At 39.6% G+C, this 20,728-nt stretch carries 25 protein-coding genes and 2 pseudogenes; 20 read left to right on the top strand and 7 right to left on the bottom strand.

Annotated elements, in window-relative coordinates:
- The first annotated feature begins 248 nt into the window (after window positions 1-248).
- The 7 genes from LCM09_RS04260 to LCM09_RS04230 all read left to right on the top strand — a co-directional run bounded on the left by LCM09_RS04260 (window position 249) and on the right by LCM09_RS04230 (window position 5,509).
- Complete coding sequence (locus LCM09_RS04260; protein ID WP_224878916.1) at window positions 249-809, top strand: methyltransferase family protein; 561 nt, start codon at window positions 249-251, stop codon at window positions 807-809.
- A 57-nt stretch (window positions 810-866) separates the two neighbouring features.
- Window positions 867-2,162, top strand: a complete 1,296-nt coding sequence (locus tag LCM09_RS04255; protein WP_224878914.1) for a DUF2254 domain-containing protein — start codon at window positions 867-869, stop codon at window positions 2,160-2,162.
- 23 nt (window positions 2,163-2,185) lie between these two features.
- Window positions 2,186-3,370: a DUF418 domain-containing protein gene (locus LCM09_RS04250; RefSeq protein WP_224878912.1), complete on the top strand. Its 1,185-nt coding sequence runs from the start codon at window positions 2,186-2,188 to the stop codon at window positions 3,368-3,370.
- Window positions 3,357-3,920 carry an HD domain-containing protein gene (locus LCM09_RS04245; RefSeq protein WP_224880071.1) on the top strand — a complete coding sequence of 188 codons (564 nt, stop codon included), beginning with the start codon at window positions 3,357-3,359 and terminating at the stop codon, window positions 3,918-3,920. The genes LCM09_RS04250 and LCM09_RS04245 overlap by 14 nt, the downstream gene beginning before the upstream one ends.
- Window positions 3,921-3,994: 74 nt before the next feature.
- Window positions 3,995-4,438: a DUF948 domain-containing protein gene (locus LCM09_RS04240; protein WP_224878910.1), complete on the top strand. Its 444-nt coding sequence runs from the start codon at window positions 3,995-3,997 to the stop codon at window positions 4,436-4,438.
- Entirely contained in the window at window positions 4,438-5,070 is a 633-nt protein-coding gene (locus tag LCM09_RS04235; protein WP_224878908.1) for a YtxH domain-containing protein, read from the top strand. The genes LCM09_RS04240 and LCM09_RS04235 overlap by 1 nt, the downstream gene beginning before the upstream one ends.
- A gap of 172 nt (window positions 5,071-5,242) precedes the next feature.
- Window positions 5,243-5,509 carry a hypothetical protein gene (locus LCM09_RS04230; RefSeq protein WP_224878906.1) on the top strand — a complete coding sequence of 89 codons (267 nt, stop codon included), beginning with the start codon at window positions 5,243-5,245 and terminating at the stop codon, window positions 5,507-5,509.
- Here LCM09_RS04230 and LCM09_RS20675 read toward each other — a convergent pair.
- Complete coding sequence (locus tag LCM09_RS20675; RefSeq protein ID WP_263622818.1) at window positions 5,506-5,634, bottom strand: hypothetical protein; 129 nt, start codon at window positions 5,632-5,634, stop codon at window positions 5,506-5,508. The two genes, LCM09_RS04230 and LCM09_RS20675, sit on opposite strands and share 4 nt — an antisense overlap.
- A gap of 281 nt (window positions 5,635-5,915) precedes the next feature.
- Between LCM09_RS20675 and LCM09_RS04225 the strand changes: the two genes are divergently transcribed.
- Both LCM09_RS04225 and LCM09_RS04220 read left to right on the top strand, forming a co-directional pair.
- Window positions 5,916-6,302: a response regulator gene (locus LCM09_RS04225; protein WP_224878904.1), complete on the top strand. Its 387-nt coding sequence runs from the start codon at window positions 5,916-5,918 to the stop codon at window positions 6,300-6,302.
- A gap of 92 nt (window positions 6,303-6,394) precedes the next feature.
- Window positions 6,395-6,535: pseudogene (locus LCM09_RS04220) on the top strand (TIGR00266 family protein); the annotation flags it as partial.
- Window positions 6,536-6,584: 49 nt separating this feature from the next.
- Here the strand turns inward: LCM09_RS04220 and LCM09_RS04215 are convergent.
- Window positions 6,585-7,706: a DEAD/DEAH box helicase gene (locus tag LCM09_RS04215; RefSeq protein WP_224878902.1), complete on the bottom strand. Its 1,122-nt coding sequence runs from the start codon at window positions 7,704-7,706 to the stop codon at window positions 6,585-6,587.
- Window positions 7,707-7,831: 125 nt separating this feature from the next.
- Between LCM09_RS04215 and LCM09_RS04210 the strand changes: the two genes are divergently transcribed.
- Both LCM09_RS04210 and LCM09_RS04205 read left to right on the top strand, forming a co-directional pair.
- Window positions 7,832-8,176, top strand: a complete 345-nt coding sequence (locus LCM09_RS04210; RefSeq protein WP_224878900.1) for a DUF3905 domain-containing protein — start codon at window positions 7,832-7,834, stop codon at window positions 8,174-8,176.
- A 53-nt stretch (window positions 8,177-8,229) separates the two neighbouring features.
- Window positions 8,230-8,466: a hypothetical protein gene (locus LCM09_RS04205; RefSeq protein ID WP_224878898.1), complete on the top strand. Its 237-nt coding sequence runs from the start codon at window positions 8,230-8,232 to the stop codon at window positions 8,464-8,466.
- Window positions 8,467-8,829: 363 nt separating this feature from the next.
- Here LCM09_RS04205 and LCM09_RS04200 read toward each other — a convergent pair whose 3' ends face one another.
- Window positions 8,830-9,312: a divergent PAP2 family protein gene (locus tag LCM09_RS04200; protein ID WP_224878896.1), complete on the bottom strand. Its 483-nt coding sequence runs from the start codon at window positions 9,310-9,312 to the stop codon at window positions 8,830-8,832.
- Window positions 9,313-9,398: 86 nt separating this feature from the next.
- On the opposite strand from LCM09_RS04200, the gene LCM09_RS04195 reads away from it, so the two are divergent.
- The 3 genes and pseudogenes from LCM09_RS04195 to LCM09_RS04185 all read left to right on the top strand — a co-directional run bounded on the left by LCM09_RS04195 (window position 9,399) and on the right by LCM09_RS04185 (window position 10,729).
- Window positions 9,399-9,575 (top strand): hypothetical protein, encoded by a 177-nt coding sequence (locus LCM09_RS04195; RefSeq protein WP_224878894.1) that lies wholly within the window; start codon window positions 9,399-9,401, stop codon window positions 9,573-9,575.
- 137 nt (window positions 9,576-9,712) lie between these two features.
- Window positions 9,713-10,246, top strand: a pseudogene (locus LCM09_RS04190) (peptidoglycan recognition protein family protein); the annotation flags it as partial.
- Complete coding sequence (locus LCM09_RS04185; protein ID WP_224880068.1) at window positions 10,241-10,729, top strand: peptidoglycan-binding domain-containing protein; 489 nt, start codon at window positions 10,241-10,243, stop codon at window positions 10,727-10,729. The pseudogene LCM09_RS04190 and the gene LCM09_RS04185, both read left to right, overlap by 6 nt.
- Before the next feature lie 43 nt (window positions 10,730-10,772).
- On the opposite strand, the gene LCM09_RS04180 is transcribed toward LCM09_RS04185, so the two are convergent.
- Window positions 10,773-11,909 carry a CapA family protein gene (locus tag LCM09_RS04180; RefSeq protein WP_224878892.1) on the bottom strand — a complete coding sequence of 379 codons (1,137 nt, stop codon included), beginning with the start codon at window positions 11,907-11,909 and terminating at the stop codon, window positions 10,773-10,775.
- Between the two features lie 150 nt (window positions 11,910-12,059).
- Window positions 12,060-12,518: a hypothetical protein gene (locus LCM09_RS04175; RefSeq protein WP_224878890.1), complete on the bottom strand. Its 459-nt coding sequence runs from the start codon at window positions 12,516-12,518 to the stop codon at window positions 12,060-12,062.
- A gap of 166 nt (window positions 12,519-12,684) precedes the next feature.
- On the opposite strand from LCM09_RS04175, the gene LCM09_RS04170 reads away from it, so the two are divergent.
- The 5 genes from LCM09_RS04170 to proC all read left to right on the top strand — a co-directional run bounded on the left by LCM09_RS04170 (window position 12,685) and on the right by proC (window position 16,702).
- Window positions 12,685-13,404: a Crp/Fnr family transcriptional regulator gene (locus LCM09_RS04170; protein WP_224878888.1), complete on the top strand. Its 720-nt coding sequence runs from the start codon at window positions 12,685-12,687 to the stop codon at window positions 13,402-13,404.
- A gap of 133 nt (window positions 13,405-13,537) precedes the next feature.
- On the top strand, window positions 13,538-13,693 hold the full coding sequence (locus LCM09_RS04165; RefSeq protein WP_224878886.1) for a cytochrome c oxidase subunit 2A: 156 nt from the start codon (window positions 13,538-13,540) through the stop codon (window positions 13,691-13,693).
- A 15-nt stretch (window positions 13,694-13,708) separates the two neighbouring features.
- Window positions 13,709-14,182, top strand: coding sequence for a cytochrome c oxidase subunit II (locus LCM09_RS04160; RefSeq protein ID WP_224878884.1), 474 nt, complete (start codon window positions 13,709-13,711; stop codon window positions 14,180-14,182).
- A complete protein-coding gene (locus tag LCM09_RS04155; RefSeq protein WP_224878882.1) occupies window positions 14,179-15,822 on the top strand; it encodes a b(o/a)3-type cytochrome-c oxidase subunit 1 in 1,644 nt (547 codons plus the stop codon). The genes LCM09_RS04160 and LCM09_RS04155 overlap by 4 nt, the downstream gene beginning before the upstream one ends.
- A gap of 82 nt (window positions 15,823-15,904) precedes the next feature.
- The gene (proC, locus tag LCM09_RS04150) at window positions 15,905-16,702 is read left to right on the top strand and encodes a pyrroline-5-carboxylate reductase (protein ID WP_224878880.1); all 798 of its coding nucleotides are present in this window, start codon (window positions 15,905-15,907) and stop codon (window positions 16,700-16,702) included.
- Window positions 16,703-16,740: 38 nt separating this feature from the next.
- Here proC and LCM09_RS04145 read toward each other — a convergent pair whose 3' ends face one another.
- The gene (locus LCM09_RS04145; protein ID WP_224878878.1) at window positions 16,741-18,249 is read right to left on the bottom strand and encodes a hypothetical protein; all 1,509 of its coding nucleotides are present in this window, start codon (window positions 18,247-18,249) and stop codon (window positions 16,741-16,743) included.
- 147 nt (window positions 18,250-18,396) lie between these two features.
- Here LCM09_RS04145 and LCM09_RS04140 point away from each other — a divergent pair, with 147 nt between their 5' ends.
- Window positions 18,397-20,217 carry a terpene cyclase/mutase family protein gene (locus LCM09_RS04140; RefSeq protein ID WP_224878876.1) on the top strand — a complete coding sequence of 607 codons (1,821 nt, stop codon included), beginning with the start codon at window positions 18,397-18,399 and terminating at the stop codon, window positions 20,215-20,217.
- Between the two features lie 30 nt (window positions 20,218-20,247).
- On the opposite strand, the gene speD is transcribed toward LCM09_RS04140, so the two are convergent.
- Window positions 20,248-20,634 carry an adenosylmethionine decarboxylase gene (speD, locus tag LCM09_RS04135; RefSeq protein WP_224880066.1) on the bottom strand — a complete coding sequence of 129 codons (387 nt, stop codon included), beginning with the start codon at window positions 20,632-20,634 and terminating at the stop codon, window positions 20,248-20,250.
- Window positions 20,635-20,728 lie beyond the last annotated feature (94 nt).

Below are 20,728 nucleotides of genomic sequence, written 5' to 3'. Positions count from 1 at the left end.
CTCTTAGAAGATGAGACGCTATCACAACCCTATATATAACAACTGATCGGGTTGTTATATTACCAAAAAACCCCAATTTATGCGAAAAGGTGTATATAGGCACCACTCCAATTCTGCGTAATGTAAGGGCTTACATTTGTTCAATTGTATAAATTCCCCGGTTTATACATCCATAAACGTGAGGTTCATTTAATTCCTTGAAACTCTGGTATACTGCATATAATACGTTTGGAAAAGGGGGGGGGGAAATGAATGTGTGGGAAATAATATTCTTCATCTTAACTGCTTTCTGGGTAGGAGAATTTGTTTTTAAGCGAGGAAAAGAAAATAAGGAACGAACAACTATGGAAAGAAGATCATTTCGACTAATCTTATTGATGACCTCATTAACGATCCTTCTAACTATATTCTTCAACATGTATAGTTTGTTTCATATAGAAGAATCTCCTTTAATGAGAAGTATTGGAATACTAATTTACGGGGGAGGTATATTACTACGGTACTGGGGAATTAAAGAGCTCGGTCAGTTTTTCTCAAGGGACGTGATCGTAGAGGATGATCTTGAGTTAGTTAGCTCTGGCCCATATCGCAAACTAAGACACCCTCTATATACAGGATTACTGTTAATCTTGATCGGCTTTCCTATCTACATGGGCGTGTGGATTGGTGTGATCGTGACAGCTTTGCTTGTACTCCCGATGTTACTGTATCGAATAAGTATTGAAGAAAAGATGATGTCAAAGTCAATTGGTGTTGGATATGAGGAGTGGGGTAAATCACGTAATCGCCTTATTCCTTATATTTATTAAAAATGTTCTTTTTTAATCTAATAGGAATGATAGCACATCATTAGAAAGAGGTACTTCATGAATGACTCCAAAACACACATTAATTTAAGAAACAGTTTTTGGTTTTTACCAGTGGTCTATGGAATTATATCCGCGATTGTTGTAGGAATGAGCACATGGATCGACATTGCTTTCGTTTCGCAGCTTGAGGGAACATATTCAAACCTTTTCCTAGCTTCAGAGAAAATAGCACAATCATTGTATGGGCCGCTTGTCACAGCAATTTTAACGATGACCACCATTTCATTTTCTTCTATTATGGTCGTCTTGACAACGTATTCTTCACAGTTTTCACCTAGGACGCTTCAGGACTTTATTTCAGATCGGTTCACTCAGCATGTTCTCGGTATATTTGTAGCTGGATTCATTTTCGCTCTTGTTAACATGCTTTTCTTGACTGGTAAAGACGACAGGCTGTTGCTTTCCCCTGTATTAACGGTGTTGATTGCGATCGCTTGCTTGTTATTCTTCATATTATTTATCCATCACTCCTCTTCCTTTGTGCAGGTGAGCAACTTAATTCAGAAGATCACAAGGGAGACGCTTGCTTTACTTGATACGAAAGAGGAAATGATTGATGGAGAAAGATTTGAAGGGTGGGACAGTTGGGAGAAGCTTGAGTTAAGAGATAGTGATGGCGTTCCTATTTATAGTGAAAAAATGGGATACATTCAAGAGATTCAGTACGACGATCTTGTAGAAAGGGCAGCACAGGATGATGTGATCATAAGGTTGAATGTAGTAGTAGGACAATATGTAAAACGAGGTTCTCTCCTTGGTACTGTATGGATGAAAGATAACAGTTCGTTCGGAAAGAATAGCTTATTAAATCGGATCGCGATCGGTACAGAACGAATCAACACTCAGGATTTGGAGTTTTCAATTCAGAAACTCGTAGAAATTGCATTACGGGCAATTTCGCCTTCTGTGAATGATCCTCATACGGCTATTAATTGTACGAATCGTCTTGGTTCAATCTTGTACAGAATTGGGGAAGTGTATCAACCTAAGGAAACCTTTTTTGACTCGGAGAAAAATCTTAGGGTTATGACCTCACCAAAATCGTTCTTTCAATATCTTTATAAGTCCTTCTACTTAATTAGGCACTATGGTAAAGATGATGTGGCGGTTATGAATGGAGTCCTTGAGGCGTTAATCTTAACTGCAGAAGGACAACGGGAAGAAATAAAAAGCGATGTTCGAAAATTCCATGCTTATATTATGGAAGGAATTGATTTTGAACATTATCCAGAGCTTGATAAAGAATTTATCATGACAACTTCAAAGTATTTAGAAGAGATATGCAAGAAATAAAGTGAGGGAAAGAGGGTGAAACCATGGGGGGAAATCTTACACCGGTCTCAGGGAACGAGAGAATTCATTCCATAGATGCAATGAGGGGATTTGCATTGCTTGGAATCTTTCTAGTGAATATGATCGATTTTCATTCTCCCTTTATTTATGTAGACCAAATCGAATACTGGGGGAATCAAGTGAACCAGTGGTCAATGCATGTTATTGACTTTTTTGCCCAGGCAAGTTTCTATCCCCTATTTTCTTTTTTATTCGGTTATGGGTTTATTATATTTAGGAATCGAGTGTTAGAAAGGGGAGGTCCGTTTTACCCATTAATGATAAGAAGGCTTCTTTTCTTGATGTTCCTGGGTGTGCTCCATTTCACCCTGATTTGGCACGGAGATATCCTATTTACATATAGTCTCTGCGGCTTAGTTCTTCTTTTATTTATTAAATTGAAAGGTACTAGGTTACTGCAAATCGGAATGATTCTTTGGCTCATTTATGCCATCTTCTTGTTCATATTGATGCTACCTCTTAACGCTATGGACTTTACAAGTCATCAACCTAATGCGATTCAACAATCGATCGAGGTATATAGTTCAGGGAGCTTTCAAGAAATTACTGAACAAAGAGTCAGTGATTGGGCATACGTAAATGGAGGGTGGAATGGATTCTTCCTATTGTTTGTGATTTTACCTTTCTTTTTATTTGGATCAGGGTTTGCGAAGAAAGGCTGGCTTAATGGGGATGCTGCAAACCTCCCTATTATAAGGAGACTTTTATTCATAGGATTTGTTGGGTTTGTAATTAAGTTTCTACCTTACATCTTGGATTCATATGCTTATCTACACCTCCAAGATTCTTTCGGTGGACCTCTTGTTTCACTATTTTATATAGCTTCCTTTGTCCTGCTCTATCAAAGTGGAAAACGGATTAAGGTGTTTGAATGGGTCGGAAAACTAGCGCTTAGTAATTATCTCTTTCAATCATTAGTGAGTACTCTAATTTTTTATAACTATGGTCTTGGATTTTATGGAGAAGTAGGGGTGAGTACTGGAATCTTACTATTGCTGATCATTTTCTTCATTCAGATCGTTTTAAGTAAAGTGTGGCTCAAATCATTTGCTTACGGTCCATTAGAATGGGTATGGAGACTAGTAACCTATCAAAGGCGGTTTGCTATTAAGAGGAAGGAGGAGACAAGCTTTGATGAAGGTCATTGAAAAAGCGGTTGAATATGCTGCTTATGCTCATGATAACCAGTATAGAAAGAAAACTAGACTCCCATATGTTTCCCACCCTGTAACGGTTGGTTTTTACTTACTTCAATCAGGAGTTAGGGAAGAGGTTGTAGCAGCAGCGATTCTTCATGATGTTTTAGAAGATACCACTACTACTTTTTCAGATCTTGAGAAAGAGTTCGGTTTAGAAATTGCCACGTTGGTAGAAGGGTGTTCAGAGCCTGATAAGAATCTCATTTGGGAAGAACGAAAAAAACATACGATCCGCCATCTAGAATGTGCCTCCTTCGAAATCAAACAAATCGCTTGTGCTGATAAACTTCATAATCTTAGAACAATACACGTAGAGCTTCAGAAGGATGGAGATCGCGTCTTTGAGAAATTTAGTCGAGGGAGAGAAAAGCAACGGTGGTATTATGAATCAATCCTAGCAAGTCTACAAGCAAATCTCACAGACAGCCAATCGGAGTGGCATTTATTTGGTGAGTTAGAAGAAACGATCCATCAGGTTTTTCCAAATTATGTAGAATAAAAATTTTTACGATTAGCTTTCCTATACAAGGGTATTGGAAACTATGCTCAAAATAAATTGGTAGGAGGCTCATTGTGGAAATCATTCTATACGTAGCAGTTGCAATTATAGCTCTAGCATTTGTAGTGTTAAGTGTTTTTCTTATTAAAGTGTTGAAGTCTACTGAAGCAACGCTTTCAAAGACTGCAGAAACAATTGATTCTGTGCAAGGGCAAATTGACGGCTTAACAAAGGAAACGACTGTCTTGCTCCACAAGACTAATGTTCTGACTGATGAAATTCAAGAAAAAGCAGAAAAGTTCACGCCAGCTTTTGAGGCAGTAAAAGATACTGGTGATTCTCTTCAGAGATTAAATAAATCTTTTTCCAAAATCAGTGATTCTTTTGAAAAAGGTGTAGAATCCAAGCAGGGAAACACTGTTAAAGTAGCGAATTGGGGTAGTACTATCTTAGGATTATGGGAACAGTATCGTCTTAAGAAGTCGTACACTCAATCTGTTAAGGAGGATGGTCAATAATGAAGAAGACGAAGAATTCTGAGCACAATGTCGATGTGAAGCACGAACCTGCTCCAAAAGGTCAAGATTCAGGTCAGAGAGAAGTTATTCGTATCAATAAGTCTCCTAAAAAACAGGATAACCAGAAGAAAGGGCCAGCGATTGCTGCTCTTGCTGGAACGTTAGTGGGTGCTACTGCCGGTGTATTATTAGCCCCTAAATCAGGGAAGGCGCTTCGAAACGATATTAGCGATGGTGTTACGAAAGCGAAAGATAAGAGTGTTGAAGTTTCTGGAAACGTTAAGGACAAATCAGCATCTTTTGCCCAGTCAGTAAAAACAAAATCCAATGATTTCGTTGGCAAAGTGAAAAACTTAAAGAAAAACAAGGAGTCAAAATCGAATCAAGAAGAAGCACTTGCTCCAAGCGGCTATTCGAAACGAAAAGCTTCTGAGCTAGATGAAACTGAAGTGCCAGTCTCAACGATGGTAAATCATGATGTAGAAAAAATGATTGTCGAAACATCAGGTGCAGAAACGATGGATGATGTGATTCAAAGAGACGTTGAACGAACTCTTGAGAAAGATCCGGATTCTCCTGAAACACTAGACGATGCTGCAAAACTTGAATTAGAACGCACATATCGTAAATAAACAAGAACCTCCGCCAATGTGGCGGAGGTTTTTTTGCATATTAAGAGAGGCGAGAGCCTGCTCATCAGTTTGTAGCAAAACGTTAACCTGTGCTCCTGATGTCGTAGGAGTTTGAATACAGCTTGCTTTCATGCGGACAAATGCGGGAGTCAAGCTGTGTGCAATCCTTGTGATGAATCCAAACAGAACCTTCCGAGTACTATTGACTTCAACTAGAAAAGAAATATTTTTCTTTTCCAATTATCTCAAGTTGCTTATTAAAGGTTCTGGATTTGATGAAAAATCATTTAAATCAATCTCACAACAACGTAGATTGGAGCAGAAGGATGCTCGGCTCCAGCGGGATGAGCGGGACAGGTTAGACCCCAAAGGAGCGTTAGCGAGAAAAAGCTGCCGAGATTTTCTCGACAGCTTGAGTAAAGCGAGTGCCTGTTTTTAAGATGGGTGTATGGAATTTACTCGAGTAGCTTCTAACACGACATTGCGCGCTTTAATTGCCTCTTGTTGTTCTTGTTTTGCTTTGTTCTCAATTTCTTTAATATTCTGCTTCGATGGACCCGTCATGGTTTTAAAAACCTCCTAATTATTGTTAGTAGGCAATACCCCATGTCAAACATAATAAAACCGAAACAGTGAAGAAACGTTATAAAATGGTAAAAAAGGACAGTCAACCTTTTATAGTGCGTTTCGAATTCTTAATAGGGAACAAAGACAGTGCGAAAAAGTGCGAGAAATGTAGTCTTATGACTAGTTTCGACGAAGTTATTTCCAGGGTTCTGATTATAGTGCACAATAGTGATAACGAAGGACAAGACCTGAGATTAAATAGCAGAGGTGGCATACGAATGAATAAAATTCTGATTGTTGATGACCAGTATGGAATTCGTATTTTGTTAAGCGAACTTTTTAAGAAAGAAGGCTTCAAAGCTCTGCAGGCTCCGAACGGCATTACAGCTATCGAGCTTGTGAAGCAAGAGAGTCCTGATCTTGTCTTACTCGATCTAAAGATGCCTGGTATGGATGGATTAGAAGTATTTAAGGCCTTAAAGAAGATTAATGAAAATATTCGGGTTATCTTTATGACAGCTTACGGTGAGCTACAGCTTGTAGAAGAGTTCATGAACCTTGGCGCTATCACCCACTTTGCTAAACCATTCGATATCGAGGAAGTGTGTCGAACAGTCAAAAGGGTCCTTCATGAGAACGCGAAAGAAATGACTTCATTGAAATAAACATTGAGAAGATCTGCTTTTTAAGTGAGCAGATCTTTTTTGTTTGGAAATAGCTTAATCTTGTTCTAAGAGTATCGAAACCTTTGGTTTTGGGTCCCGGAACAGTTTGGGTGCAATCACTTCCATTTAGCCGGTTGGCGAGCCGCGTCTTTGCCGTTATGTCGCAAACAGGTGGGACAAAAGGAGAAGGTAGTATGGCAAAAGGACTGTTCGATATGTTTAATAGTGATTGATTTAAATTGAAAAGCTGGCAATAAGGGAGCCCCTAATTGCCAGCTTTTATTATTTGCGCTTTACTCTTTTCTTTTGTGCTTCATTCTTCCTCGATACTTCGATTCCAAGCTTATTTGTAATTTTCTCAAGGTATTTTTCTTCACCAGGGAGTAGAAGAGTGACGACATTACCTTCTTTACCCATTCTTCCTGTTCTTCCAGAACGGTGTACATACGTTCTAGCATCTTCAGGAAGATCATAATGGAAGACATGTGTGATGTTATCGATGTCAAGACCACGTGCGCCTAAGTCAGTCGTAATCAATAATTGAATCTGGTCCTTACGAAAGCGGTTCAAAACGTTTTTTCGTTCTGTTTTATTCGTAGAGCTATCTAATACGTCAAAAGAGATTTTCTTTGTAGCAAGGATTTCTTTAAGTCTTGATAAGAAATCACTATTGTTAACAAAGGCAAGTGCTTTTACGCCTTCTTTTTTAGCTAATTTTCGTAATACTTCGGGCTTCTCTCGACGGTTTGTAACGTAATAGCTATGTGAAACTGCTTCTTTTTCTTGCTTTGAAGCCTCAACTGTTAAATGGGCTGCATTTTCAGATAGCTTCTTTGCCTGCTGCGTTACTTTATCAGAGAGGGTTGCTGAGAAGAATAACAGTTGGCAATCACGCATAGCGGATTGGCAGATAAAAGACACGTCTTCCATCGTAGATGGATGAAGGACTTGATCAGCTTCGTCACAAACGATTGTTTTCACTTCGTGCATTTTTAACTTTTTCATCTCAATCAATTCTGCTACGCGGTTTGGCGTACCTACAATTAATTTTGGATGCTTTTTTAACTTTTCTATTTGGCGTTTGATAGCAGCGCCACCGATCATAGATGCTGCACTCATATCGCTACCTTCAAGAAACTTCTGCGCTACGCCAAATACTTGCATGGCAAGTTCACGAGTCGGTGTGAGAATAACCGCTTGCGTGTGTGTTTTATCAGTTCTTAACTCCTGAATAATCGGGAGAAGATAGGCTAGCGTTTTTCCAGTTCCTGTTGGGGCTTCAACAAGTAAATCCTCTCCATTCAAAATGCGTGGAATTGCTTGTTCCTGAACAGGGGAAAGTTTGTCAAACCCTGCTTCTTTCCAATTATTCGAAAGAAATGGATGTTGTTCGAACATTGTCATAGGTAAACTCCTTTTATTATCAACTGAACTTATTTTAACATATAATGCCCTTCTCAGTTATCCTTCGCATACGTTCTGTCTAATTATCCAATACTAACCACATTCATTATCAGGAGGGCTGAAAAATGAAAGAAAATAAAAATCAAAAGGATTCACCAATATTTGATGAGACACAACCACATCAGATCGATGCCCCGACATTCAAGGGAACAGGTATAGAAATGAAAGCCCCTTTTGTAAATCGGTATGGGGTGGTGATCGGTGATAGTTTGTATAATTCAGATGACTCGCCCCTTAATAACTGGAGTGATGAGGTCGATCCTTCTATCATGTCAGGTGATGAATGGGTTCATCCTAAGAATGATATAGGTTGGAACACGGATGAAAACCATGAAATGCTGCATCAAAGACGAGCAGAGAACGGCTTCTTGCATCACGACACTCACGACACCGGCTATATGAAAGACTAAGATGTTTGCGTGATCACCATGAGGGAATGAAAATGGCAAGGAGGCTTTAGCTCATGAATGGATATTTACTTAGAAAAATGGCCGTGTATATTCTGATTACAGGCCTTGTAGTCGCATTGTTTATTGGAATTACTCTTGGAAATTACTTGCCAGATTATGCTTCGATTCAAGAGCCGCACCCTCTTAGGTGGATCTTTGCTTTTGGAGCTTTTGGAATTAGTGGAATCATATCTTCAATTATGTATACAGGTGGCGTAATTGCAGGCATAATCGATCGAAATGATAAGTGAAAATTGACAAAGAGCGCATCGAAGCGATGCGCTCTTTCTTTGGGTTATATATAACGATCGTTAGTTTATTAACAGTAACTCCTTCATTGCCGCGGTAAACATACCATAGAGATCTGTTGATCTCTCAAACAACGAAAGCCCTACCTCTCTTTCATCCTTACGGCTCCGAAGCCGCGCCAGTGTGAGTGAGCAGGATCAACAGCAATTGTAGTATGGCCAATAACTTGATGTAAGCCAATTCGAGACATGCTGTTCATATCCTTCCAGTTATGAATTTTAGTTCTCCTAATGTTAAAGGAGCTAGTTGTTAATACGGGAATTTCGAGATCCCAATTTCTTATTATACACGGTTTCGGTAGGATGTCAATGTTTGGGCTGTTTATTTTTTCCTAATGTATGCGCAAGGAGACCAAGGGCAATTCCAAAAAAGGCCCCTCCAGCAACCTCTGCAGGCTGATGTCCAAGGAGTTCATTAAGTTCTTCTTCCCTTCTAACATGAAGAAGGTCAGGGTAATGACCTGATAGTAACTCGATATCTTCATCTAAATCATTCACTAATTGAGCGATTTCTCCGGTGTGTCTTCTAATCCCTTGAGCATCATACATTACGATAACACCGAAAACACATGCTAATGCTGTCTCAATGGATTCTTTTCCTTTTTGTAAAGCGGTGTACGTAGCGAGGGCAGATACACCAGCTGAATGAGAGCTTGGCATTCCTCCTGTTTGTAAGAGAGGACGCCAATCCCATTTTCCTGATTCTTTTTTGTGTGTAAGGATCTTTAACCCTTGAGCTAATGAAATGGCAGATAGAGCAGTTACGATTCCTTTATTCAACGTATTCACCTCACCATATAGTCTCCCAAACAAAAGGAAGTAATATGTTTTGTTTAGGTGTGAAATAATAATGCTTAAAAACGGAGGAAATGCCTTTGAATATCAACCAAAAAGACGCAATTTTGATACAAAAAGCATTAAAAGCACTGCAGAATGATGACAATCGATCGGAGTATACAAGTTTATTGAGCAGGCTTGAGAACAAACCAGGCATGAATGTTCATCTAGATTCATTTATGAATGATTCTACAGACTACAACAATCTTACTTAAAGAATGAAGAGGAATGCCGCGGCTTAGGCCGTGGCCCTTTTTAATTAATTTGAAATGATAACTAGTCCTCCTCAACTCGTTTCCACATACCATATATAGGAAGAAAGAGAGAATGTGGCAAAAAAGGAGTGAGTTAAATGGCAGTTGAAAACAAGTATGCCATTACGAGGGACTATATTAGCAAAGGAAAATCCAGGCCACAAGAAAAAAATGATGGAATAACATTTATTGTAGCGCACGATACAGGAAATGCTGGTTCCACTGCATATGCTAATCGCGCATATTTTGCAAAAAACGTCGTTTCAGCTTCTGCACATACATTTATTGATGATGATGTCATTCTAGAAATTATTCCTTTAGATGAAAAAGCCTGGCATGTTCGATATGTAGTCAATACTGATAATGCTTTATATAACGGTGATGCGAATGATCATGCAATCGGAGTAGAGCTTTGTTGGGGGGGAAGTATTACATTTAGTGAAGCGTATAGTAGGTATGTGTGGTACATCGCTTATCTTTGTCATAAATTCAACCTGGATCCAGAATCAGATATTGTTGCACACTCAACGTTAGATCCTACAAGAAGAACAGATCCACAGAACGCTTTAAATCGTTACGGGGTGACATGGGCTGAATTTATAAGTGATGTAACAGCCACTTTTTATTTGTTCAGTGGCTCTGAAACGCTAGAAGTTGTTACGACAGAGCCTACAAAGTCTATCCTTCTTCTTAGCTATGGAGATCGTGGAGATGAAGTAAAACGTATTCAAAACTATCTGATCGATGTGGGTATGAACCTGCAAGAATATGGAGCGGATGGGATTTTTGGTAGAGAAACCGAAGAAGCTGTGAAGAAGTTTCAACGACTGTATGGTCTTAGTGAAGATGGGATCGTAGGTCCGATCACACTAGCAGCTTTGAAAAAAGCTCGGACTAACCCTGTATATTCAAGACCAGTGCGACCATACCCAGGGCACTATGTCATGGTTGGTGATCGTGGAAAAGATGTTGAGGCGATCCAGCGAGCAGTTAATGTTAAGCCTGATGGTATTTTTGGGCCTATCACACGAGATGCTGTAAAGAAATATCAAGCTAGAAAAGGATTGGTAGTTGACGGTATTGTAGGACCAATTACTTGGAACATGTTGTTCTAACTTGGAATAAAACACGTCGCTCCCTCATTTAGAGGGGGCGACTTTAATTTTGTTTAGGAACCTTTAATTCTGGAACCCATTGGCTCATATGTTCGTTGATTTCATTCAGTAATTCAGGTTTTGCTTCATTAAGTGGCTTAACAATATACCCTTTCTCAACAAAAGTAGGGAAAAAGGCTGGGGAGGTTACATCGACGGTCGTTTCCCCTCGGAAATTCTTCTTTTCTATTGTTAAAGTAAGAATTCCACCGATATCTTTATAGTCAAATTTTTGGCCAGACAAGAAATTACCCAATGAATAGGCAACAAAAACGTTTCTTCCATCTGTTGTATTAATCCACTCAACTGGCTGAAGAACGTGTGGATGATGGCCAAGAATAATGTCGGCACCAGATTCTGCAATAAATGAAGATAAGTCTAGCTGGAAATTGCTAGGCAATCTCTCGTATTCATTGCCGAAATGCATGCTGACTACAACGGCATCTGAGATTGATTTTGCATCTTGGATGTCTTTCGATATCTTTTCTTTATCGATATAGTTGACCAAGTAGGGCTTGTTTGCAGGTGGTCTAATCCCATTCGTTCCATATGTATAAGCTAGGAAAGCAACAGTGATATCATCTTTTTTTATCGTTCGGATCTTCGATTGATCCTCTTCCGAAAGATAACTTCCGGTGTAAAGCATACCGATTTCTTTCCAATGTTCAATCGCATTTTGTAGTGCTTTTTCACCTCGATCAAGAGTGTGGTTATTTGCCATAGAAACAATATCTACACCTGTTTCTTTTAGAGCATCCCCAACTTCTTGGGGGCTATTGAAGCTAGGATAAGAAGATAGGCCGATCGCTGTTCCCCCAATGACAGTTTCCTGATTAGCAAAGGTTATATCTGCCTGTTCCATTTCACTTTGCACAGCTTCGAGCATCGGCATAAAGTCATAACCGTTTTTTGTTTCGGCATTTTCGTATACGCGATCGTGAATAAGAATATCCCCAACTGCTGAGAGACTAATGGATGAAAGCGAAACCGTATTGCTTTCTGTTATGGCAGTATCTTCTCGGTAAGAAGGGTGGTCTTTCGGTTCTGAAAGAGATGAACCTTCAGTATTCATCAACAAAAACGTCACACTAAATGCAAGAAAGACGACTATAGCACAAATGACTATAAATTTTTTCTTCATTCCATTCACCTTTATTATGTATTTATTACTAAGTATGTACTAATTCGTATGTTATCTCAATAAATAGTCCTAATGCTCTTTAAAAAAATAGACACGACCAGTCGAATCGTGACTATTGTCGTGTCTTTAAATCATTGAGTGGCGTGCAGCTTACATAACGATATTGAGATTATCAAAGGGGTCCTCGCTCGGTTGTTCAAGATAGTTCGATAATACTGGTACGATCGATTTGTTATAGATTCCATTTAGTAAAGACTTGTCAAAACGGATCATATCAGGAGCAGTTTCCGAGAAACGGACGAGCGCTTCTTGTATACCTAACTCCTTAAAGGGTGATTGAAAATCAATCACAATATTTGTTTGAAAGCTTGAGAGAGAAAGACCAGCGTGTAGTCCCCCTAACAGTCCAGATCCCTTGTAGTATTCTGTAACAATACGAATGTCTCGTGGTGTATAAGGTAATATAAGCTTAGGGAAATTGGAAACAATAATGTTTTCCTTTGTGTAAGGAATTGTTACGTTTAGGAAATCATCTAACTTTTTTTTATAGCGATTAAGGTTTGTGGTATGACTAATTTCATCATTGATCAGTAATATTCCAGTGACCATGTTAACACCTCCAATGTGTTGTTATGTTTTATTTTACTTCTTTTCGAAAAGCTCATATGTGTAGTTCGTCACACCTAAAAGATGTGTGTGATATTTGTCACACCTAAAGAGATGGGAAGCTGATATACTATTGCTAAGATAAAGTGGAACGAAGGGAGCTAGGATAATGGAATGCCCTATGAGTGCGAGAAAAGCTGCTGGATTTAATACTCAGTCTTTTGCTTCTGAGAACTTTTCGAAACTGAAAAGTGTTATGCATGAAAAGCATATTTCTCAAGGAGAGAAGATTTATTGGGAAGGTGAAGACTGCCAGTACCTCTATTTTCTTAAACAAGGTGCAGTGAAACTAACAAAAAGCTCTGATGAGGGGAAAGACCTCGTGTTGTATTATTTTCAACCGGGGGACTTATTCGGCGATTTGAAGGACGATATTCATCTGACGAATAGCTATACAGCAGAGGCAATTAGTGATTGTACACTTGGGGTTATTCAACAACATGATCTGGAATCATTGTTATGGCAAAATGGTGGTCTTGCGATTGATTTTATGAAGTGGCTCGGGTATATGCAGCGGTTTCTACAAACAAAGCTTCGAGATTTATTATTTTTTGGTAAAAATGGGGCGTTAGCTTCAACGTTGATTCGTATGTCTAATACTTACGGAGTGGCTGATGGCGATACGATTCGATTTACGACTAAATTGACGAATTCTGAGTTAGGGGACCTTATCGGTTCTACTAGAGAAACAGTTAATAGAATGTTGAATCAGCTGAAGAGGGAAGAAATTATTGGCTATGAAGGTGGCGTCATTACGATTAAAGATCTAGATGGCTTAAAAACCATTTGTCATTGTGAGGGCTGTCCTAAAAGCATCTGCCGCTTATGAGGATATAAGAGATATGACTCTCTTATATTCTCTTTTTTTATGGGGAAATTTCTTTCTTCTTGTGATTAATATCACAGATAATCATTCTCTCATCTCCTACACTTAGGTTAGACATTGAATGAGGGGGAGAGAGATGAAGCTTGTTAATAGTAAGACTGAATCTCAGCCAGTAAAGATTGAAAAGAGTGAGGAAGATCTAAAGGGGACTATTATTTCAGTTTTTATGGTTGGTGGGTTTATTGCTCTATCATGGGCGGGTGTGTACTTGTTGTTTGTTGCAAGGTTCTAACAGGGAGGGAAACGTATGCATTTTCATAAATTTGAAAAAATCTGGTTGATTGTAGGCAGTGGAACATTAATCGTTTTTTTACTTATTATCGGTATCAATGCATTTGCGATGGGTCATACTCCACCAAGTGAAGATGAGATCTTGAATCCTAGAGAGGTGGACACAACTCCTCCATTTGATGAACCTGGGTTGAAGAAAGTTTCAGAAAATGAGTACGAATTGGTTATGGTTGCTCAAGCATTCACATTCGAGTCTGTTAAAGATTTGAAAATACCTAAAGGCGCAACAGTCCATTTTAAAGTAACCAGTAAAGACGTGGTTCATGGATTTCAAATTCCGAAAACGAATGTGAACATGATGATAACTCCAGGGCACGTGAATTCAATTACTCATACGTTTGATGAAACAGGTCAATTCTTAATTTTGTGCAATGAATATTGTGGAGTAGGTCACCAAGCGATGGGTGTACCTCTGGAGGTGATCGAATGATGAATCCAACTGTTGATCGTGCTGATGCAAAGCTAAGTATGGCACATATTTATGTTGCATTTGCTGCGGTGTTACTTGGTGGAATTGCTGGACTACTACAAACACTTGTAAGGAGCGGAAGCATCCAACTCCCTGCTGGGATAGGCTATTACCAATTGCTAACAGCTCATGGTGTCTTACTCGCACTTATTTTTACGACTTATTTTATTATTGGTTTCTTTTATGCTGGGATGAGCAGAACCTTAGGGAAATTCTACGATCAGCCTTATCGAATGGGGTGGTTAGGCTTTGTTGTCATGACGCTTGGGACGCTGTTAACTACTGTTATGATCTTATTGAATGAAGGGACGGTTCTCTATACCTTTTATGCTCCATTGAAGGCATCCCCTCTTTTCTATATAGGATTGACTTTCTTTATTATCGGAACGTGGTTAGCTGGTGGGGCAATGTGTAATCACTACTATATTTCTAAAAAAGTATCAAAGGAGAAATTGTCTCCCTTGTTTGCTTTTATGGCAGTTATGACGATGGTGTTATGGTTTGTGGCTACGATTGGTGTAGCAGTATCCGTTATTTTTCAATTCATTCCATGGTCATTAGGATGGGTCGATGGAATTAATATCCTGCTTAGTCGAACGCTGTTTTGGTATTTCGGTCATCCTCTCGTATACTTTTGGTTGTTACCTGCCTATGTATGTTGGTATGTGATTATACCGGAGATTATCGGTGGTAAAATATTTAGTGATGCGCTAGCAAGGCTATCATTCGTTCTATTTCTTTTATTTTCGATTCCAGTAGGCTTTCATCATCAGTTACTTGAATCTGGCATCTCACCATTCTGGAAATTCCTACAGGTAGTATTAACGTTTATGGTCATCGTACCGTCACTCATGACAGCATTCTCTTTATTCGCGACATTTGAGCTAGCTGGTCGAAAAAAGGGAGCTACAGGATTGTTCGGATGGTTTAAGAAGCTTCCGTGGAAAGATGCACGATTCTTTGCACCGATGGTTGGAATGCTGATCTTTGTTCCTGCAGGAGCAGGTGGTATTATCAATGCGAGTAACCAGATGAATCAAATTGTTCACAATACGCTATGGGTAACGGGACATTTTCATTTAACTGTTGCTTCAAGTGTAGCTCTAACGTTTTTTGGAATTGCGTATTGGTTGATTCCACATTTAACTGGAAGGGTTTTAACAGGCAGAATGCATAGTCTAGCGAACTTACAAACGATTCTTTGGGCTATTGGTATGTTCTTTATGTCAGGAGCTATGCATACTGTTGGCTTACTTGGCGCTCCAAGAAGAACAGCATACACAACTTATCAAGAACATCCTGATGCCCTTGGATGGATTCCGTATGAAGTGACGATGGCAGCTGGTGGGTCTATTTTGTTCATAGCGATCCTATTATTAATGTTCATTCTGACGGACCTCGCATTCTTTGCTCTGAAGGGAAAGGAAGACTTTCCGATTGGAACTGTAGCTGATCGTGCTGAAAAAACACCGATTATTCTTGAAAACTGGAGGCTATGGTTAACAGTAGCTACTGTCCTTATTCTCGTTGCGTATACCGTGCCAGTGGTGCACATGATTGAACATGCTCCACCAAGTTCACCTGGTTTTAAGTTTTGGTAGGAAAGAACGCTGGTTCAACCAGCGTTTTTCTATTTGGTGGCAGTTTGATATAGTATAAAAGAAAATGTGGAAGGAGAAATCTATGAAGAAACCTAACATACTATTTATTGGTGCTGGTCGTATGGCAGAAGCGATATTTTCTGGTCTTAAGCAATCAGAGCATATTGGAACTGTCACGATCTCGAATCGATCAGATTCTGAAAGACTAGCTCATTTGAAGCGTACATATCATGTTGAAACAGCGAAGTGGCAGGATGTTGTAGCAGATCAGGATGTTATTATTCTTGCGATGCCTCCTTCAAGTCACCCTGCTGTGATGAAGGAGCTATCGAACTTCGTAACGAGCCAGCTTGTTATTACGGTAGCAGCGGGTATTGGGCCTACTCTTCTTGAAGAGGCAATGCCAGGTATTCCTGTGGCATGGATTATGCCGAATACAGCTGCTGATGTGAAAGAATCCATGTCGATTTTTGCATGCGGACAGTACATCAAAGATGAAGACAGAGCAAACCTTCAGGTGATACTCGATGCAATCGGGGAGTCTGAAGAGTTATCTGAAGAACAAATTCATGAACTGACTGCTGTGACTGGAAGTGCTCCCGCGTTTGTGTATCAATTTGCAGAAGCCCTTGAACAAACTGCCAAATCATATGGTTTATCAAAAGAGCAAGCAACCAAACTTGTTGTGCAGATGATGTATGGGTCAGTTGCGATGTTAAAAGATGGTAGGCAAGCGAGTGACCTACGAGATCAGGTAACTACTCCAGGTGGAGCTACAGCTGAAGGACTAGACGTTCTTCAAGAGAACAATTTTAATGACATTCTTCATGAAGCTGTTATTGCTGTCAATCGAAAAGCGAAAGAACAAGCGAATAACTAAAAAAACTTGCTCCGGTTAACCCTGAGCAAGTTTTTTGATTATAGAATATAAGGTCCTAACAAAAGGACAACGATACCTAGATTGATGCCGAGCTGGTAAGACGTTTTTTGCAAGATCGTCCATTCATTGTCCTGGCCAAGGCGGCTAATCATATATGAAAAAACAAATATTAAGAGCGGCCATACGTAACCCGCACCTGAAAACGTTAAATAATTTGGTGCAAGATATTGAAATGGCCCGTCGAGAATAGAAGGTAAGAAGGCTATTTGCGAGCCTACAAACAATGTGACAATCGTCCATTCTACCCAACGTTTATCTCTTTCAAGAGCAGTCGTATTCGAGAAATACAGATACATTAATGCAAATGCAGGAAGGATTAAGAAGCCGAATGAGAAAGCAAGCATCGCAAACATTCCTACAATCGCTGAGAATGTATCGAAGAGAGCAAACTTGATATCACCACCAGTGGTCTTCGTACTTTCCTCGACGACACTATTGGATGTAGAAGCGCCATGAAGTTCAAAACCGGATTTTTCTTTATCTAACCAAACGATCGCATCTCCATTTAGAGCTATCGGTCTGATCGATAGTTCTTCACTCGTACTTCTACGAGAGGCTACCCATCCGTCTTCATTTTTTTTGGCTTGATAAATACTTATCACGGACTTTTTTGGTGATATAAGATCGTTGGCACTAAACAATAGAGTGGGTTCTCCATCTTCAATACCAAGTGAGAAATAACTTGGCTTAGAAAATGTATTTCCAGTTTCAGGATTATTAATCTTGAGAAGCTTAGGCTCTACTACACCTTCCCCTGAACTTTCGGCATAATATGTATTTATTAATTTGGAGCCATTTCTCGTTGCGAAAATGGTGTATGTGAAAGCAGTCGTTTCCTCTTTCTCTACAGCTTGAAAATTACTATAGTAGTCACCAGCAACAATTTTCGTTTCCATAATGAGCTCTGGAGCTTTTTCTGGATTCACATAGTAGATTCTATTCATTGTACCCGTCAATGCGTAGAGGATCACGTTATCTTCTTCCGTCACTACGGCGCTTTTTACTTGTTCTTCCTGATCAAACGTTACTTCGTTTTTTATCTCACCATCTGGAGAAACGAAATAAAGCTTATGTTTCGACCATGAAACGATGCCTGTTGCTGTGGTGTTGATCCCTTCGATTCCGTCCAATATTGGAGTTTCTGTGCCAGCTTTTGAATGGATAAGCTGATCGTTCTCTTTAAAGATTGCCTGCTCATCATCTATAAAGAATGAATACCCTTCAGGGATGTTATACTGCAGCTCCTGAGATGAAACCTCAAGTTCTGTAGTAACATTCAGCTTTCTTGCTGGATCTCCAGAAATATAAATATCTGTTGAATCTTCCTCGTTTGCAACAAATACTTCATTGTCCTCCACCGATAACCCTAATTCCATCGTCCTGCTCCAGTTTTCGTCTGGTTGCTGTTGGATCAAATTAAGCTGGTGAAGGAAAACAAAGAGCAAAATAACTAAACCCGCACCAATAGGTAACCCTAATTTTTTCATTTTGTCTTCCCCCCTCGTACCCTTTGGTCATTCATACGTATGAATTTTACACAAGTTTCAAAAAATTTACAATACATGATGAATTAACTAACGAATAAATATTGAATAGGGTAGGGTATCTCTATGTCTTGAGAGAGGGGTTTACTGATGAGGGATCGCGTGGAGAGTCGTATGAAAGATCTTATTCAATTAGCTGAGTCTGCCCAAGGAAAGGATGGAGCATTTCGCTATTGTTTCGAAAACAGTCTAGTAACAAATGCAGCTATGATCGTCTTACTAAGAACATTAGAGGTCGATGATGATGAGTTAATTGAAGCGTTAGTAAATCGGTTGTTAAGTCAACAAGATCCTTCTGGTTATTGGAAGTTGTATCATGATGAGGTGAATGGGAATCTTTCAGCAACAGTGCAGGCATACCATAGTTTGCTATATTCAGGTAACGTCTCGAAAGCAAGCTTGAAGAAAACACGAGACTATATCATAAAGAATGGTGGGTTAGGTGCGACAGACTCTTTCACAAAAGTGTTTTTGTCTATACATGGTCATCTCAAATGGCAAAACTTTTTTCATTTTCCAATGCTTTTTATGCTCGTTCCTGAGTCATTTCCAATTTCATTCTATGATCTAAGTTCTTATGCACGGATTCATTTCGCGCCACTTATTATCATGCAGGATAAGAAATTTACAATTCATACAAAATGGACACCAGACCTTTCAGATCTTGTGGTTAGAGAAAGAAATACGATGGATGACTCTCAAGACTCTGTTCAGAGATTACCTACTAACTTATTATTTCTAGCAAGAAAAAGGGCAGAACAATACATGCTTCAACGGATAGAAAGTGACGGAACATTGTTCAATTATGCAACTGCTACATTTTTTATGGCCTATGCGATGCTTGCGCTAGGCTATGATCGTCGTTCACCAACGATTATGAATGCTGTTGAAGGATTGAAGAAGATGATTTGGGTTCCTCTCATGCACGTCCAAAATTCACCCTCCACAATATGGGACACTGCTTTGATCTCGTATGCACTTGATGAAGCAGGGGTTTCATATGAGTCTAGCGTGAGAATCAACTCAGTAAACTATTTATTAGAGCATCAGCAAGATCGAGAAGGAGATTGGGCTATTACGAGACCAACCATTCAACCAGGTGGGTGGGGATTCTCTCGGGGAAACACGTTTCATCCAGATATGGACGATACATCAGCAGCTTTACGAGCGATCACGCGTTATATTACTTTTGATGAGAAAATTCATTCAGCGTGGCAAAATGGTGTTAATTGGCTTATTGGTATGCAAAATGATGACGGAGGATGGCCAGCGTTTGAACCTGATCGAAAGGCACTTCTGTTAAAAGACTTACCTATAGATGGAGCAAACTCTTCATTTCCAGATGACTCAACAGCGGATTTGACGGGAAGGACGATCGAATTTCTATGTCATGATGCTGGACTCAAAGGTTCACATCCAGTTATACAAAAGGCAATGAATTGGCTGATAAAAAATCAAGAAAGTGATGGTTCGTGGTATGGAAGGTGGGGGATTTACTACCTGTACGGGACGTGGGCAGCGCTGACCGGATTGAAAGCGGCTGATTTAAGTGGAGACCATCCGACTGTAAGGAACGGCCTCGATTTCCTTAAGAAAACGCAGCACGCGGCAGGAGGTTGGGGAGAATCGTGTTCAAGTAATGTGAAGCAGCGGTATATTCCACTCTCTCATTCTACACCCTCTCAAACAGCGTGGGCTGTAAACGCATTGATGAGTTGGGAAGGTAATACGATTGAGGTGAGAAAAGGGATCGACTACCTTTTGAAACGTTCCTTTACAGAAAGAGAGCTTACGTATCCAACTGGAGCTGGACTGGAAGGCAGCTTCTATATACACTATCATAGCTATAATATTATTTGGCCACTGCTTACACTTGCTCAGTACTATAAGATAAGCGATGAGAAAGATTAAAGAACAACGTGCGAAGTTCGCACGTGTTCTTTAATCTAATCCTTTCTTTTCAAGTTCTCTAACTGTGATCTCTCCAGTTCCTCGAGGAATTTTCACAGAGTGAACCGTACTCGCCTCTAGCTCTTGAGCAATCATATCTGTTGCTTGTGATGGGTCGATCTTATCTCCACAGGTGTACACATCGATCGAGGCATACCCATGTTCAGGAAAGCTATGAATCGTGAGGTGCGACTCTGCTATGATCACGGCTCCGCTAATTCCTTGAGGTTCAAAAGGGTGAAAAACGACATCTCGTATCTCAGCACCAGAATCGAGTGCTGCTTTCGCAAAGGTTTCTTCAATGAATACCAGGTCGTTCAATTTCTCTTTATTGCAATTCCACATTTCGGCTATTATATGATGACCAAGCGTTTCGATGGTATTTGCCTCCCTTGATTTGCTCGTTTTAGTTTCTATAATAGGAAATCCATTTATACAACGTTTCTCCCCTTTGAAAAGAAATGTTAAACTG

Origin of the sequence: Guptibacillus algicola, assembly GCF_020171805.1 — a bacterium.
Taxonomy (GTDB): Bacteria; Bacillota; Bacilli; order Bacillales; family Guptibacillaceae; genus Guptibacillus; species Guptibacillus algicola.
Note: the sequence above shows the minus strand (reverse complement) of the source record. Positions and strands in the feature narration are given on the sequence as shown.

Excerpts from the sequence above, each read along its gene's own strand:
- LCM09_RS04260 (WP_224878916.1), top strand. The coding sequence starts at position 249 with ATGAATGTGTGGGAAATAATATTCTTCATCTTAACTGCTTTCTGGGTA.
- LCM09_RS04255 (WP_224878914.1), top strand. The coding sequence starts at position 867 with ATGAATGACTCCAAAACACACATTAATTTAAGAAACAGTTTTTGGTTT.
- LCM09_RS04250 (WP_224878912.1), top strand. The coding sequence starts at position 2,186 with ATGGGGGGAAATCTTACACCGGTCTCAGGGAACGAGAGAATTCATTCC.
- LCM09_RS04245 (WP_224880071.1), top strand. The coding sequence starts at position 3,357 with ATGAAGGTCATTGAAAAAGCGGTTGAATATGCTGCTTATGCTCATGAT.
- LCM09_RS04235 (WP_224878908.1), top strand. The coding sequence starts at position 4,438 with ATGAAGAAGACGAAGAATTCTGAGCACAATGTCGATGTGAAGCACGAA.
- LCM09_RS04230 (WP_224878906.1), top strand. The coding sequence starts at position 5,243 with ATGAATCCAAACAGAACCTTCCGAGTACTATTGACTTCAACTAGAAAA.
- LCM09_RS20675 (WP_263622818.1), bottom strand. The coding sequence starts at position 5,634 with ATGACGGGTCCATCGAAGCAGAATATTAAAGAAATTGAGAACAAAGCA.
- LCM09_RS04225 (WP_224878904.1), top strand. The coding sequence starts at position 5,916 with ATGAATAAAATTCTGATTGTTGATGACCAGTATGGAATTCGTATTTTG.
- LCM09_RS04215 (WP_224878902.1), bottom strand. The coding sequence starts at position 7,706 with ATGACAATGTTCGAACAACATCCATTTCTTTCGAATAATTGGAAAGAA.
- LCM09_RS04210 (WP_224878900.1), top strand. The coding sequence starts at position 7,832 with ATGAAAGAAAATAAAAATCAAAAGGATTCACCAATATTTGATGAGACA.
- LCM09_RS04205 (WP_224878898.1), top strand. The coding sequence starts at position 8,230 with ATGAATGGATATTTACTTAGAAAAATGGCCGTGTATATTCTGATTACA.
- LCM09_RS04180 (WP_224878892.1), bottom strand. The coding sequence starts at position 11,909 with ATGAAGAAAAAATTTATAGTCATTTGTGCTATAGTCGTCTTTCTTGCA.
- LCM09_RS04175 (WP_224878890.1), bottom strand. The coding sequence starts at position 12,518 with ATGGTCACTGGAATATTACTGATCAATGATGAAATTAGTCATACCACA.
- LCM09_RS04170 (WP_224878888.1), top strand. The coding sequence starts at position 12,685 with ATGGAATGCCCTATGAGTGCGAGAAAAGCTGCTGGATTTAATACTCAG.
- LCM09_RS04165 (WP_224878886.1), top strand. The coding sequence starts at position 13,538 with ATGAAGCTTGTTAATAGTAAGACTGAATCTCAGCCAGTAAAGATTGAA.
- LCM09_RS04160 (WP_224878884.1), top strand. The coding sequence starts at position 13,709 with ATGCATTTTCATAAATTTGAAAAAATCTGGTTGATTGTAGGCAGTGGA.
- LCM09_RS04155 (WP_224878882.1), top strand. The coding sequence starts at position 14,179 with ATGATGAATCCAACTGTTGATCGTGCTGATGCAAAGCTAAGTATGGCA.
- proC (WP_224878880.1), top strand. The coding sequence starts at position 15,905 with ATGAAGAAACCTAACATACTATTTATTGGTGCTGGTCGTATGGCAGAA.
- LCM09_RS04145 (WP_224878878.1), bottom strand. The coding sequence starts at position 18,249 with ATGAAAAAATTAGGGTTACCTATTGGTGCGGGTTTAGTTATTTTGCTC.
- LCM09_RS04140 (WP_224878876.1), top strand. The coding sequence starts at position 18,397 with ATGAGGGATCGCGTGGAGAGTCGTATGAAAGATCTTATTCAATTAGCT.